The following is a 13,209-nucleotide window of genomic DNA, read 5'->3' as shown; positions in this document are numbered from 1 at the left end:
TGAGGAAACCCGCCACCCCATGACCAGCCACGCAGCAGCGCCCTCCCACAACCCACAGCGACTGGTCCTCCTGGGATCCACCGGGTCGATCGGCACCCAGACGCTCGAGGTCCTCGCCCGCCTGGGGGAGCACGCCCCGCGAGTGGCCGCCCTGGCCGCCGGCGGATCGCGCCCGGAGCTCCTGGCCCGCCAGGCCATCACCTGGGAGGTTCCCGTCCTGGCCGTCACCGGCGGGGGAGAGGACCTCGCCGGCCGCCTGCGCCAGGCCCTGAGAGCCGCAGCCGTCCAGGCCGGCCGCCCCGACCCGGTCACCACCATCCTCACCGGCCCCGACGCCGCCACCACGGCGGTCCAGACCGCCGAGCTCGGGGCAGGCGACACGGTCGTCAACGGCATCACCGGCTCGGTGGGACTGCTGCCCACACTGGCCGCCCTGGCCAGCGGAGCCCGCCTGGCCCTGGCCAACAAGGAGTCCCTCGTCGTCGGGGGCGCCCTGGTCCGCCAGGCGCTGACCCGACCCGGCCAGATCGTCCCCGTGGACTCCGAGCACTCCGCCATCGCCCAGGCCCTGGCCAGCGGGCGCCACGAGAAGGGACTGACCAGCCCCGTCCTCAGCGGACGCAGCGAGGTCAGGCGACTGGTCCTGACCGCCTCCGGCGGCCCCTTCCGCGGGCGCAGCCGCGCCGAGCTCACCGGGATCAGTGCCGCCGCCGCCCTCAAGCACCCCACCTGGGACATGGGGCCGGTGGTGACCATTAACTCCTCGACCCTCATCAACAAGGGGCTCGAGCTCATCGAGGCCCACCTCCTGTTCGACGTGGCACCCGAGCGGATCGACGTCGTCGTCCACCCCCAGTCCGTCATCCACTCCATGGTGGAGTTCACCGACGGCGCCACCATCGCCCAGGCCTCCCCGCCCAACATGCGCCTGCCCATCGCCCTGGGCCTGACCTGGCCCGAGCGCCCCGACCTGTCGGGCCTGGTGGCTCCCAACGACTGGCGCGAACCGGTCAGCTGGACCTTCGAGCCGCTGGACGGCGCCGCCTTCCCAGCCGTCGACCTGGCCCGCAGCGCCGTGGCGGCCTCGGACACCCACCCGACCGTGCTCAACGCGGCCAACGAGCAGGCCGTCGCCGCCTTCCTCGCCGGTGGCCTGGAGTGGCTCGACATCGTCGAGATCGATGCGGCCGTCGTCGGCGAGCACGAGGGCCTGACCGGCCCGGGCCTCGACGACGTCCTGGCCGTGGAGACCTGGGCACGCGCCCGCGCCGACGAGCTCATCGCGGCACGAAACGGAGGAACGCACTCGTGAGCACCACCCTGGCCTACATCCTGGGCATCGTCATCCTCGTCATCGGGATCGGTGTCTCAGTGGCCCTTCACGAGCTCGGGCACATGATCCCCGCCAAGAAGTTCGGTGTGAAGGTACCCGAGTACTTCATCGGCTTCGGACCCAAGATCTGGTCGTTCAAGCGCGGGGAGACCGAGTACGGCGTCAAGGCCATCTGGCTGGGCGGCTACGTCAAGCTCGTCGGCATGCTGCCGCCGGCCAGGCCCGGCAGACCGGACCGCCGACGCAAGGACGGAAGCCTGGGCATGGTGGGCGAGGCTCGCGCCGAGGCCCTGGAGGAGATCCAGCCCGGCGAGGAGCACCGGGCCTTCTACCACCTCAGCGTCCCCAAGAAGCTCGTCGTCATGGCCGGGGGAATCCTCACCAACCTGGTCCTGGGGATCGTTCTGCTGGCCGTGGCCGTCGGCGTGGTCGGCATCCCCGGACGCACGACGATGCTGTCGACCGTGGCGCCCTGCGTGTCGTCCGACATCGACGCGGGCGCCCCCTGCCAGGACTCCGACCCGGTCGGCCCCGCCAGCGCCGCCGGCATACGGGTCGGCGACAGGATCGTCTCCTGGGGCGGGGTGAAGGTCTCCACCTGGGAGGAGCTGCAGGCCCGGATCGCCGCCCAAGGCACCAGCCCCACCGAGGTCGTCATCGAGCGCGACGGAGCCGAGCGCACCGTGAGCGTCACCGCGGTCGAGGCCCAGCGCACCGTTCGCGATGCGCAGGGCGCCCCGGTCAAGGACGCCTCCGGGGCCGTGCGCACCCAGGCCCGCCCCTATGTCGGCATCTCCCCGTCGCTGGGAACCATTCCCCTGAGCCCCACCAAGATCCCCGGCATCATCGGGCAGGCCATCGGTGGGACGGTCAAGGCCATCGCCACCCTTCCGGTGGGCCTCTATCACGCCGTTCAGGCGGCGCTGGGCGTGGAGCAGCGCAGCGCCGACAGCGGCGTCGTGGGCCTGGTAGGCATGGGGCGAATGGCCGGAAACGCCACCAGCGGCGGTGTGGCCGGAGGCGGGGCGGTCCCCCTGTCGATGCGAGTGAGCACCATGCTCATGCTGCTGGGCAGCCTCAACCTGGCACTGTTCGCCTTCAACCTGGTGCCCCTGCTGCCACTGGACGGCGGGCACGTGCTCGGAGCCTGCTGGGAGGGCATCCGGCGCTCGATCGCCAAGGCGCAGGGCAAGCCCGATCCGGGCCCGGTGGACACGGCCAGGATGCTGCCCATCGGTCAGGTCGTCTTCGGTCTGCTCATCGCCATGGCCCTGGTCCTGGTGTGGGTGGACATCGCCGCGCCGCTGTGAGGCCCGCAGGGTCTGGCAGGGCGTGAGCAAATCGGTACCGGCGGGAGCGATGCCACACACCTGAGGTGCAGGGCCGGGCAGGGCGGGTGACATACTGGACGGGTGACTGAAGCGATCGCTCTTGGCATCCCTACGATGCGTGCCCAGGCCCCGGTCCTGGCGGCGCGCCGACCCACCCGCAAGATCCGGGTCGGCAGCCTCAACGTCGGTGGAGACGCCCCCATCACTGTGCAGTCGATGACCACCACGAAGACCCACGACATCGGCGCCACTCTGCAGCAGATCGCCGAGCTGACGGCCGCGGGCTGCGACATCGTCCGCGTGGCCTGTCCCACCGACAAGGACGCCGAGGCACTGCCGATCATCGCCAAGCAGTCCCGCATCCCCGTCATCGCGGACATCCACTTCAACCCCAAGTACGTCTTCGCCGCCATCGACGCCGGCTGCGGTGCCGTGCGCGTCAACCCCGGCAACATCCGCAAGTTCGACGACCAGGTCGCCGACATCTGCAAGGCCGCCTCCGACGCCGGCGTCTCCCTGCGTATCGGCGTCAACGCCGGAAGCCTCGACAAGCGCCTGCTCAAGAAGTACGGGAAGGCCACCCCCGAGGCGCTCGTGGAGTCGGCCACCTGGGAGGCCGGCCTGTTCGAGGAGAACGACTTCCACGACTTCAAGATCTCCGTCAAGCACCACGACGTCGTCACCATGGTGCAGGCCTACCGGCTCCTGTCGGAGGCCGGTCGCTGGCCCCTCCACCTGGGCGTGACCGAGGCCGGCCCCGCCTTCCAGGGCACTATCAAGTCCTGCGCCGCCTTCGGCACCCTGCTCGCCGAGGGCATCGGTGACACCATCCGCGTCTCTCTGTCCGCGCCTCCGGTCGAGGAGGTCAAGGTGGGCACCAAGCTCCTGGAGTTCATGGGCCTGCGTCAGCGCCAGCTCGAGATCGTCTCCTGCCCCTCCTGCGGCCGCGCCCAGGTGGATGTGTGGACCCTGGCCGAGGAGGTGGAGGCCGGGCTCAAGGAGGTCACCGCCCCGCTGCGCGTGGCCGTCATGGGCTGCGTCGTCAACGGCCCCGGTGAGGCCCGTGAGGCGGACCTGGGCTGCGCCTCGGGCAACGGCAAGGGGCAGATCTTCGTACGCGGCCAGGTCGTCGAGACCGTCCCCGAGGACCAGGTCGTCGAGACCCTTCTCAAACACGCCGAGGGCATGGCCGCCGAGATGGCCGAGGAGCTCGGTGAGGAGGCCCTGGTCGGCACCAGCCCCATGGTCTCCGCCGCCGGTTGAGGACCGGTGAGGGCGGGGGCGCCGAGGCCCCGCTCGAACCTGGTGGGTATGAGCTTCCTGCGACACCGCGATCGCGGACGCGTTCAGCGCGGCGCTGACCGTTTGACACCGGTCCCCTCCGACCAGGTGTCAGGGGTCATGTCTCTGTGCGCCCTCGAGCCGGTCAGCGCCGTGGGCCTGGTCCAGCAGATGCAGCGCTGGTCTCGTTGGGGCCGCGGTGACGTCGTCGCCCTGGGTGGCCTGGCCCACCCCATCGCGGCGGCGTGGGCGGTCGGCTCGCTCATGCCCTTGGGCCTGGCCGGACGCCCCGAGCACAGCCTGCGAGCCGCGGACTCCGGAGAGATCTGGGCTCTGGCCGAGCATGCCAGACCTCGGCTGTCCCGTCGCGGCTCAGTCTCAGGACCGGCCCAGGACGTCGCCGCCGTCTGGGGCGCTCTGAGCGAGCAGGGGCAGCGCTCCCGCCACGAGCGCTGGAGGCAGCCGGTCCTCACCGCCCCTCACATGGGGGGTGGGCTGGTGAGCGCGTACCTGGGGCGTCGTTCGTCTCAGGCGTGGGTGGTGCAGGCGGTTCGTCCGGCCCGGCCGGACGAGGAGGAGCTGGTCCTGCCGGCCTCGGTGGACATGTTCGTCGGCGAGCTCGGCTACGACCCCACCGCCGACGGCCTCGGATACAGGCGCCACGTCAGCTGGCTCATTGAGCAGGGACGCAGCTACATCGTCCTCGACGACGGCGCAGGCCACCCGATCCGGCCCGGATCGCCCCGGGAGGTGGCTTTCAAGGCCGACGTCGGAGCCCTGTGGCGCTCCCCGTCCGGCGGCGTCGCCCAGCTGACCGGAGTGTGGACGCGCCCGGACCTGCGTGGGAGAGGAGTGGGGGCGGCGGCGCTGGCCGGCGTCGTGGATGCCGTCTACCGAGACCATGTCGGGGCCGACGGCGTCGTGAGCCTCTACGTCAACGACTACAATGCCGCGGCCTTGGCGCTCTACCAGTCCCTCGGCTTTCGACAGGTGGGCCTGTTCGCCACCGTGCTCCTGTAATACCGGTGAGGCAAGACGATGTTCCTTGGCACAGGGCGCCTGCAAAGCCATGGTGAACAACATATGGAGCACCCTGGGCAACTCGCCTACGATGACCAATCGTGCGCAATACGGTCGAAGTCGACTCCGAGAGCACGGAGCGTCAGAATAATATCGAGGTCTGGAACGATCTCGTCTCGCCCAGAGATTTGCTCATCTGTCTTCTGATTTCGGTGATGTGTATCGTTGCGGCGGTACTTTTATCCGCCTCTTTCGGGGGAAAGCCGCTGTTCTGGGGGCTGGGAGCCTCAACGATCGGATTTATCGCCTGCTGCTTCCTGGTGAGTCCCAAGCGCGAGGTCACCATTGTCGAGGAGCTGAGCATCGGCACGAGTGAGGGGGCGGACCAGTGACCGTGAGCCTTCTTCTCATGATGGTGGCCGCCATTCTGGCCGCCGTGGTGCTGTACACGTTCATCGGGTTCATTCCCGGCACCGATGAGACCGGGGTGCTCGCGCCCGTCACCCTGGCGATCATCCTGGCCGGAGCCCCGCCGCACGTGGTCCTCGCCTTCTTCATCTCCGCAGTGGTCACGCTCAACCTCATGAACGGCATCCCAACGGCGCTGGTGGGCCTTCCCGGCGGGGTCATGTCCGCTCCGCTCATGGATCATGCCATGGTGCTGCGCACCAAGGGCCTGGCCTCCGACACGATCCGGAAGATGGCGGTGGGCTCGGCCATCGGAACCCTCATCTCCATTCCCCTGAGCTTCCTCCTGGCCAGTCTGCTGCTTCCCATGGCCGACTGGATCAAGACCCATTCCGATATCGTCCTTGCGGCCGGAGCCGTGGTCCTGGCCCTGCTCGGAAAGAATCGCATCCTCTCACTGGTGTCGATTCTTCCCATGGCGCTGCTGTTTCAGGCGCTTCCGGCCCTCTACCGGGGCGCGGGCATCATCCCGGAGAAGGCCAGCGTCAACACCTCCTTTTTCCTCGGGATCACTGTGGGACCCATGCTCCTGACCCTCCTGGAGCTGCTCAACGCCAAGCGCCGGGAGGAGCTGCCGCACGGTAACCGCACCAAGGCCGAGCTGCTGCGCTCCGGTTTCGGCCGACAGGCGCTGCGGCCGGGTCGGCTCATCACCAGGTCCGAGGGATGGTGGAGTGCTGCTATGGCCGCCGCCTCCACCCCGCTGTTCATTCTCAGCCCGGTGGGCCTGACCTTCTTGCTGGGGGAGGCCTCCGTGGCCCGCCAGAACGAGGGCCGGGTGCCCCGCGCACAGCGTGCGGTGACCGTTATGAGCGCCCTGGCCCACTCGACCTACCTCGCCGGCGTCATTATCCCGTTGGTGGCGCTCGGGGTCCCGATCTCCGGGGTGTCCGTCGGACCCGCCGGCCCGCTGTTCAATGCGGGCTCGGTCTACACCAAGCAGCACAACCTGCACCACCTGCTGGACTTGCCCGGGTTCATCATCACCGTGACCATTGGGGCTCTGATCGCGGTTGCGATCACCTACGTCATTGCGGTGCGCTGGTCCTCGCAGATCACCTACTTCGTCATGCGTCGGATCCCTCACGAGGCGGTACTGGCGCTGTTCGTCGCCTTCGTCATCCTGCTGGCCTACATCGACGCTGACCAGAAGGCGGGCCTGGCCAACGTCTTCGGGGTCCTGCTCGTAGGAGTCGTGTGCGGATCACTCAACCGCCTGGGAGTTGCCTACGGCGTCCAGTTCATGTCGCTTTACGCCGCCCCCGGCATCGTCAAGGCGCTGGCGGCGTTGGCCTGAGCGGCCCTCCAGAGGGAGGCGGCGGAGGCTGGGGACGGGCCTCCGCCGCACGTCTGTTGCGATCGGCCACGCGAGACTTCCGATGCTGAGTCCTGATACCGGCACTCTATGAGTCAGTCAGAGTAAGGGGCAGAGGGGACGATCCCCCTTGACGGAAGCACCTGGTGACGGTTAGGTATCGCTGCGGTGCGCCAGACGGGTCAGGTCGACGCCGAGCAGACGCGCCTGTTCGGCGGTGCGTCCGGTCACGACCACATCGGTACGGCGCAGCTGGGCCACATCGGCCGCTCCCAGCAGGGTCATGAGTGTGCGCACGTGGTCGCCCCAGGTGCTCAGTTCGCGGCACAGGGCCTCGGGGCCCTCCTTGACCAGGGTGCGCAGCACGTGCCCGGAGGCCCCGACGGCGCAGGCCCCCAGGGCCAGTGACCGCACGACGTCGAGCGGGTTGCGCACGCCCCCGGAGGCCAGCACCGGCAGACCGACCGGGTCATCGACCGCCACAGACTCCAGCAGGCACAGCGCCGTCGGCTGCCCCCAGCCGACCATGTAGGACAGGTCGCGCTGCGGGCGGCGCTCGTTCTCGATGGCGATGAAGTCCGTGCCCCCCGCCCCGGCCACGTCGACGGCCGCGACACCGGTACGCGCCAGGGACTCGATGCTCCGGCGTGAGAGCCCGAAGCCCACCTCCTTGACCACCACCGGGACGGGCACGGCCGCGACAATGGTGGCGACCGCCTCCTCCCAGCCGCTGAAATCACGGTCGCCCTCGGGCATGACCAGCTCCTGGGCCGCGTTGAGGTGGATCTGCAAGGCATCGGCCTCAAGCATCTCCACGGCCCGCGCCGCCTCCTGCGGGCTGACCGTCGGCCCGACGTTGGCCAGCACGAAGGCGCCCGGGGCCCGACGGCGGATGACGTGGAAGCCATCTGCCCGCTCGGGGTCGTGCAGGGCCACGTGCTGGGAACCGCAGGCGATCGCGACTCCGGCCTCAGCGGCCGCCTCGGCCAGGTCGGCGTTGATGGCCGCCGTCGCCTGCGTCCCGCCGGTCATGGCGTTGATGTAGAACGGGGCCTCCCAGCGGGAGCCCAGCACGGTGGTGCCGATATCGACCTGCTCAGCGCTGACGCCCGGCAGGCTGTGGTGGATGAAGGAGACGTCGTCGAAGGCGTTCGCACGGTCCTGGCGGTGCAGGTGCACCGCCAGCTCCAGGTGCTCGTCCTTGCGGGAGGCCCGCTGTGAGTCGGTGGACTCGTGGCTCATGAGGTGACCTCCATAGGGGGCACGGGGGAGTCGTGGGTGTAGATCGCCAGGTCCAGGGGCTGGATACTGGCCGCCCACCAGGCGGAGCTCATGGCGGCGATGTCCTTGTCCGGCGGGCACAGGGCGATACCGCAGTCCCCGCCGCCGGCCCCCGAGCTCTTGGCTGCGGCCCCGTGATCGCGGGCGATCTCGACCAGCCGCGTCAGCTCGGGAGTCTCGATGACACGGCCGCTGATCCGTCCGAGCTGCGCCAGAAGCACCCGGTTTCGCGTGATTGCGCTCATGACCTGGCCGGCGTCGTCGTCCTCGATGGCCGTGGTCAGGGAGGCCAGGGTGTCCTGGCTGGCGCGCAGGAAGGACGAGTAGACGTCGTCGGCCCCGCGGGAGCCCGCCTGGACGCCGGCAACCAGGGCCGGGGTGGAGGCGGGAGCCCCGGTCCATCCCACCTGAAGCCTCACGGAGGGAACCGGCAGTCGACGCAGGCACAGGCCGGGCCAGTCGGATTCCAGCAGGTCTCCTGTGCCGCCACGGGCCTGCGCCCGTTGCCTGGCCCGGCGCAGCCACACGCGGTCGGGTGAGGCGTAGTCCACCCAGCCGGTCACGGCGCTGGCCGCGATGTCGCCCCCCGAGCCGATCGGCTGGACCGCGTCACTGGCCAGCATCGCCAGCTTGTAGACACGCGAGTCGTCCAGACTCAGGCCGTAGAAGCCCGCGACGGCGCGCACCGTCGCCACGGTCACCGCCGCGGAGGATCCCAGGCCCAGCTTGCGCCCGTCCGCCTCGTCCAGCTCGCTGGAGATGCCCAGGTTGAAGGACCCCAGCCGGCCACCACCCTCGGCCACCAGCGCCTCGACGACGCGGATCGCCGAGATCACGTAGTCGTCATCACCCCCGACAGCCTCAGCCAGGCCGTCCTGCGGGCGGTGACGCCAGGGCCTGGAGCCGGTGTCGTAGAGCCGCGAGCTGATCGTGCCCGCGTACCCGCCGGCGGGGGAGCAGGGCGTGATGCGCACGGTGATGAATCGGTCGACGGCGACCAGGACCGCTCGGTGGCCGGGCTCGACGACGGCGTACTCACCGGCGATGTAGAGCTTGCCCGGCGCCCTGGAGACCACGTCGCCGCCGTGAGAAGTCAGGGGCATGGGCCCTCCTCGATACGCACGCCGCCGCCGGGATACCTCACCGAGACGGTGGTGCCGGGCAGACGGTCGCGCAGCGCGGCGGCGACCTCCTCAGCCCGGGCACCCTCAGTGAGCACCTTGACATTGGGACCCGCATCGATCGTCGCCCACACGGGCAGTCCTTCATCGCGCATGGCGTGGATCGCGTGCAGCGCCGCAACGGTCTGCGGCAGCCAGTAGACGATGCCCGGGCGGGTGGCGATCATCGTGGCGTGCATCCCCAGGGCGTTGCCCTCGACAACCTCCCCGAGCCGCTCCAGGTCACCGGTCCGGACCGCGTCCAGCGCCACCTGAAGGTCCCCTCTGCTGGCTTCGACCCAGGCAGGGAAGAGTGGAGAGGTCGCCATGGTCGCCCGCATGGCCCGGGTGGAGCTGATGGGCTTGTAACGCTGCGAGAGCACGACGACGACCATTGCCAGGTCCATCTCGCACCCAACCGGCTCGGCGTAGGAGGAGGCGTCGTCGTGGCCCGCGTTCCACAGGACCAGCCCACCGAAGACGGAGCGCGTGGCCGACCCCGACCCGCGCCGGGCCAGCCGGGAGAGGGCACGGTCGTCGAGGTTCATGCCGGCGGCGCGGGAGGCGGCCGCCGCAAGCGCCGCAAAGCCCGCCGCCGAGCTCGCCAGCCCGGCCGCCAGCGGCACCGAGGCCCGGGAGATGACGGTAGCCGGTGTGGTGACGCCTGAGCGGGAACGTACCAGGTCGAGGAACCGGCTGACCCGGGCGAGCTCGGTGCCGGTCGGGCAGGAGCCGTTGATCGTCACCGAGTCTGCGGCGCCGGCACCGCCGTCGAAGGAGACCGTCGTCGTCGTACGGGTCCCTGCGAGGGTGAGGGACAGGCTCGAGGTGGCGGGGATCGCCAGCGCCTCATCCACCTTGCCCCAGTACTTGATGAGCGCGATGTTGGTGTTGGCGCTGGCTGTCGCCGTCGGGGCAGCGGCCGGGGAGAAGCCCGCGGTGGCTGGGGAGGCGGTGCTCACTCGCCCACCTGGCTCAGACGCATCCGGTAGCTCCACGTCGCCGCGGCGCCGGCCCTCTCCAGGGCGGCGCGAACCCGGCGCGTGGCCGGCTGTCCGGCCACCAGGGCGATGACGCAGCCACCAAGCCCCCCGCCGGTGAGCTTGGCGCCCAGAGCCCCGGCTCTTCGGGCGGCGTCGGCGAGGTCGTCGAGGATCGGCAGACTCAGGCTGAGCTCGGTGAGCAGCGTGTGCGCCTCATTCATGACGGCCCCGAGGGCAGGGGCGTCGGCCTGGTCCAGTGTCATGATCGCGATCTGGGTGAGCGTCCCCAGGTGGTTGATGCGCGGCCCGATGTTTTCCGGATCGTTCTCGTAGCGCTGGCGCAGGCCACTGACGGCCTCGCGGGTGGAGCCGTGGACGCCTGAGTCGGCGATGACCAGGAAGGCGTTGTCGATGCGCTGGCTTAAGGGGCGCATCTGTCCGCCCTGGAACCGGATGGGGCACGGTGAGCAGGTGGCGGCGGCGTCCAGCCCCGAGGGCTTGCCGTGCGCGATCTGCTCAGCCATCTGCGTCAGCGCGAACAGCTCATCGGAGCTGGCCTCGCGCCCGCAGGCGTCTAGGACAGCGCGAATGATCGCGCCGGCCGCCGCCGCCGACGAGCCGAGCCCGCGCTCATGGGGGAAGTCACTCACGGTGGTGATATCGAAGGCCTGGACCAGGCCCCCGGAGAACTCGCGGGCCACCTCGAAGGCCCGTGCGACACTGGCGAACCGGGACCCGGCCTGGTCCAGGGGCCCCGAGTAGTCCAGGCTGCTCAGCGTGGAGGGACCCGAGGTCGGGCTCGCCGTGGCTCGCATCCGCAGGTCCTGCAACGGTACGGCCACAGCGGGGTGCCCGTAGACGACCGAGTGCTCACCCAGGAGAATGGCCTTCGCCCACGTCTGGCCGTGTCCCTCACGGATGGAGGAGTGCCTGTCCATATGTTTCCTTGCCTGTGGCCCACGCGTCGGGAAACCGTGATGCGGGCCGGGTTCAGGGATAAGAGGGCTTGACGAACCCTTTGATGGGATCGAGCGTATCGGGCGCTTCTCGAGGGCTGCAAGTCCTACCTGACCAGCATCGAGACGGTTCGCGCGTAGCCGTGGACACAGATGCGCTGTGACCCTTTGCTCCCGTGATTTCGCAGGGCCGAGCGGGCCCCGTTGGGGCGGCGGCTCTGGGACCCCGTAGGATCGCCCTGTGCTGCACAGACTCTCCACCTCCTTCATCCGAACCCTGCGCGAGGACCCGGCCGACGCCGAGGTCGCCAGCCACCGGCTGCTCGTGCGTGCCTGCTACGTCCGCCGGGCCGCCCCCGGTGTGTACACCTGGCTGCCGCTGGGCCTGAGGACGCTGCGCAAGATCGAGGACATCGTGCGTCAGGAGATGGACGCCATGGGCGGTCAGGAGGTCCACTTCCCGGCCCTCCTGCCGGCCGAGCCCTATCAGGCCACCGGGCGCTGGAACGACTACGGCCCCACCCTGTTCAAGCTCCGCGACCGCAAGGACGGGGACTACCTGCTGGCCCCCACCCACGAGGAGATGTTTACCCTCGCGGTCAAGGACCTCTACTCCTCCTACAAGGACCTGCCGGCCGTCATCTACCAGATCCAGACCAAGTACCGCGACGAGGCCCGCCCCCGCGCCGGCATCATCCGCGGCCGCGAGTTCGTCATGAAGGACTCCTACTCCTTCGACATCGACGACGCCGGCCTGGCCGCCGCCTACCAGGCCCACCGTGACACCTACGAGCGGATCTTCACCCGCCTGGGCCTGGACTACGTCATCGTCAACGCCATGGCCGGCGCCATGGGCGGATCCCACTCCGAGGAGTTCCTCCACCCCTGCGAGATCGGTGAGGACACCTTCGTGCGCTCCTCAAGCGGCTACGCGGCCAACGCCGAGGCCGTCACCACCGTGGTCCCCGAGGCCGTGGACGCCTCTGGGATCGGCCCGGCGCGCGTGGTCGACACCCCCGACACCCTCACCATCGACTCCCTGGTCGAGCTGTGCAACCGGGCCTACCCGCGCTCCGACGGGCGGGCCTGGACGGCCGCCGACACCCTCAAGAACGTCGTCGTCACCCTCATCCACCCCGGCGGCGAGCGCGAGCTGCTGGTCGTCGGCGTGCCCGGGGACCGCGACGTCGACATGAAGCGCCTGGAGGCCGCCGTCGCCCCCGCCGAGGTCGAGATGGCCGGCGACACCGACTTCGAGACCCACCCCGAGCTCGTGCGCGGCTACATCGGCCCCACCGCCATCGGCCCGAACTCCCCGCTGCGGCGCGTGGAGAAGCGCGAGGACGGCACCGAGGTCCTCACCGGCTCCGTGCGCTACCTCGTCGACCCTCGGATCGTGGAGGGAACCAGCTGGGTCACCGGCGCCAACACCGACAAGAAGCATGTCCTGGACCTGGTCATGGGCCGCGACTTCACCGCCGACGGCACCATCGAGGCCGCCGAGGTCCGTGAGGGCGACCCCGCCCCCGACGGCTCCGGCCCCCTCCACCTGGCCCGCGGCATCGAGATCGGCCACATCTTCGAGCTGGGACGCAAGTACTCCCAGGCCCTGGGACTGACCGTCCTGGACGAGAACGGCAAGGCCCGCGTGGTCACCATGGGCTCCTACGGCATCGGCGTCAGCCGTGTCATGGCCGCCCTGGCCGAGGCCAACCACGACGACAAGGGACTGACCTGGCCCGTCCAGATCGCCCCCTACCACGTGCAGGTCCTGGCCACCGGCAAGGACCAGGCCGTCTTCGACGTCGCCGAGCAGATCGCCTCATCCCTGGACGCCGACGGTGTTGAGGTCCTCTACGACGACCGCCGCAAGGTCTCCGCCGGTGTGAAGTTCGCCGACGCCGAGCTCCTCGGCCTGCCCTACACGCTGGTCGTCGGCCGGGACCTGGCCAAGGAGGGGACCGTGGAGATCCGCGACCGTCGCAGCGGCGAGCGCCGCTCCGTGCCCGCCGACGCCGCGGCGACCGAGCTCAGCTCCACCGTCCGCGCCGCCCTGGAGGCCGCCCGTCACTGAACGGCAC

11 protein-coding genes are annotated in these 13,209 nt (G+C 70.0%); 7 read left to right on the top strand and 4 right to left on the bottom strand.

Going from position 1 to position 13,209, the window contains the following annotated elements; translation table 11 throughout:
* Positions 1 to 19 precede the first annotated feature (19 nt).
* The 6 genes from dxr to JJJ14_RS08045 all read left to right on the top strand — a co-directional run bounded on the left by dxr (position 20) and on the right by JJJ14_RS08045 (position 6,730).
* The gene (dxr, locus tag JJJ14_RS08070) at positions 20 to 1,312 is read left to right on the top strand and encodes a 1-deoxy-D-xylulose-5-phosphate reductoisomerase (protein WP_201443814.1); all 1,293 of its coding nucleotides are present in this window, start codon (positions 20 to 22) and stop codon (positions 1,310 to 1,312) included.
* Positions 1,309 to 2,643, top strand: coding sequence for a M50 family metallopeptidase (locus JJJ14_RS08065; protein WP_201443813.1), 1,335 nt, complete (start codon positions 1,309 to 1,311; stop codon positions 2,641 to 2,643). The genes dxr and JJJ14_RS08065 overlap by 4 nt, the downstream gene beginning before the upstream one ends.
* 102 nt (positions 2,644 to 2,745) lie before the next feature.
* Positions 2,746 to 3,927, top strand: coding sequence for a flavodoxin-dependent (E)-4-hydroxy-3-methylbut-2-enyl-diphosphate synthase (gene ispG, locus JJJ14_RS08060; protein WP_201443812.1), 1,182 nt, complete (start codon positions 2,746 to 2,748; stop codon positions 3,925 to 3,927).
* A 48-nt stretch (positions 3,928 to 3,975) separates the two neighbouring features.
* Positions 3,976 to 4,965 carry a GNAT family N-acetyltransferase gene (locus JJJ14_RS08055; RefSeq protein WP_201443811.1) on the top strand — a complete coding sequence of 330 codons (990 nt, stop codon included), beginning with the start codon at positions 3,976 to 3,978 and terminating at the stop codon, positions 4,963 to 4,965.
* Positions 4,966 to 5,066: 101 nt separating this feature from the next.
* Positions 5,067 to 5,357: a hypothetical protein gene (locus JJJ14_RS08050; RefSeq protein WP_101559606.1), complete on the top strand. Its 291-nt coding sequence runs from the start codon at positions 5,067 to 5,069 to the stop codon at positions 5,355 to 5,357.
* Positions 5,354 to 6,730, top strand: a complete 1,377-nt coding sequence (locus JJJ14_RS08045; protein ID WP_101559605.1) for a tripartite tricarboxylate transporter permease — start codon at positions 5,354 to 5,356, stop codon at positions 6,728 to 6,730. The genes JJJ14_RS08050 and JJJ14_RS08045 overlap by 4 nt, the downstream gene beginning before the upstream one ends.
* 171 nt (positions 6,731 to 6,901) lie before the next feature.
* Here JJJ14_RS08045 and fni read toward each other — a convergent pair whose 3' ends face one another.
* Genes fni through mvk form a run of 4 tightly spaced genes read right to left on the bottom strand, consistent with a single transcriptional unit; the run spans position 6,902 to position 11,110 of the window.
* Positions 6,902 to 7,990: a type 2 isopentenyl-diphosphate Delta-isomerase gene (gene fni / locus JJJ14_RS08040; RefSeq protein ID WP_201443810.1), complete on the bottom strand. Its 1,089-nt coding sequence runs from the start codon at positions 7,988 to 7,990 to the stop codon at positions 6,902 to 6,904.
* Positions 7,987 to 9,132 (bottom strand): phosphomevalonate kinase, encoded by a 1,146-nt coding sequence (locus JJJ14_RS08035; RefSeq protein ID WP_201443809.1) that lies wholly within the window; start codon positions 9,130 to 9,132, stop codon positions 7,987 to 7,989. Before JJJ14_RS08035 ends, fni begins: the two co-directional genes overlap by 4 nt.
* Positions 9,123 to 10,151 (bottom strand): diphosphomevalonate decarboxylase, encoded by a 1,029-nt coding sequence (gene mvaD, locus JJJ14_RS08030; RefSeq protein ID WP_201443808.1) that lies wholly within the window; start codon positions 10,149 to 10,151, stop codon positions 9,123 to 9,125. Before mvaD ends, JJJ14_RS08035 begins: the two co-directional genes overlap by 10 nt.
* On the bottom strand, positions 10,148 to 11,110 hold the full coding sequence (mvk, locus tag JJJ14_RS08025) for a mevalonate kinase (RefSeq protein ID WP_201443807.1): 963 nt from the start codon (positions 11,108 to 11,110) through the stop codon (positions 10,148 to 10,150). The genes mvaD and mvk overlap by 4 nt, the downstream gene beginning before the upstream one ends.
* 259 nt (positions 11,111 to 11,369) lie before the next feature.
* Between mvk and JJJ14_RS08020 the strand changes: the two genes are divergently transcribed.
* The gene (locus JJJ14_RS08020; RefSeq protein WP_201443806.1) at positions 11,370 to 13,202 is read left to right on the top strand and encodes a proline--tRNA ligase; all 1,833 of its coding nucleotides are present in this window, start codon (positions 11,370 to 11,372) and stop codon (positions 13,200 to 13,202) included.
* The last annotated feature ends 7 nt before the right edge of the window (positions 13,203 to 13,209 follow it).

Origin of the sequence: Actinomyces sp. HMT 175, assembly GCF_016694895.1 — a bacterium.
In the GTDB taxonomy this organism is placed as follows: Bacteria; Actinomycetota; Actinomycetes; order Actinomycetales; family Actinomycetaceae; genus Actinomyces; species Actinomyces oris.
This window is presented reverse-complemented; position numbering and strand designations above follow the sequence as displayed.

What these genes read in the sequence shown, in the direction of transcription:
- dxr (WP_201443814.1), top strand. Translation starts at nt 20, where the DNA reads ATGACCAGCCACGCAGCAGCGCCCTCCCACAACCCACAGCGACTGGTC.
- JJJ14_RS08055 (WP_201443811.1), top strand. Translation starts at nt 3,976, where the DNA reads ATGAGCTTCCTGCGACACCGCGATCGCGGACGCGTTCAGCGCGGCGCT.
- mvk (WP_201443807.1), bottom strand. Translation starts at nt 11,110, where the DNA reads ATGGACAGGCACTCCTCCATCCGTGAGGGACACGGCCAGACGTGGGCG.
- fni (WP_201443810.1), bottom strand. Translation starts at nt 7,990, where the DNA reads ATGAGCCACGAGTCCACCGACTCACAGCGGGCCTCCCGCAAGGACGAG.
- JJJ14_RS08035 (WP_201443809.1), bottom strand. Translation starts at nt 9,132, where the DNA reads ATGCCCCTGACTTCTCACGGCGGCGACGTGGTCTCCAGGGCGCCGGGC.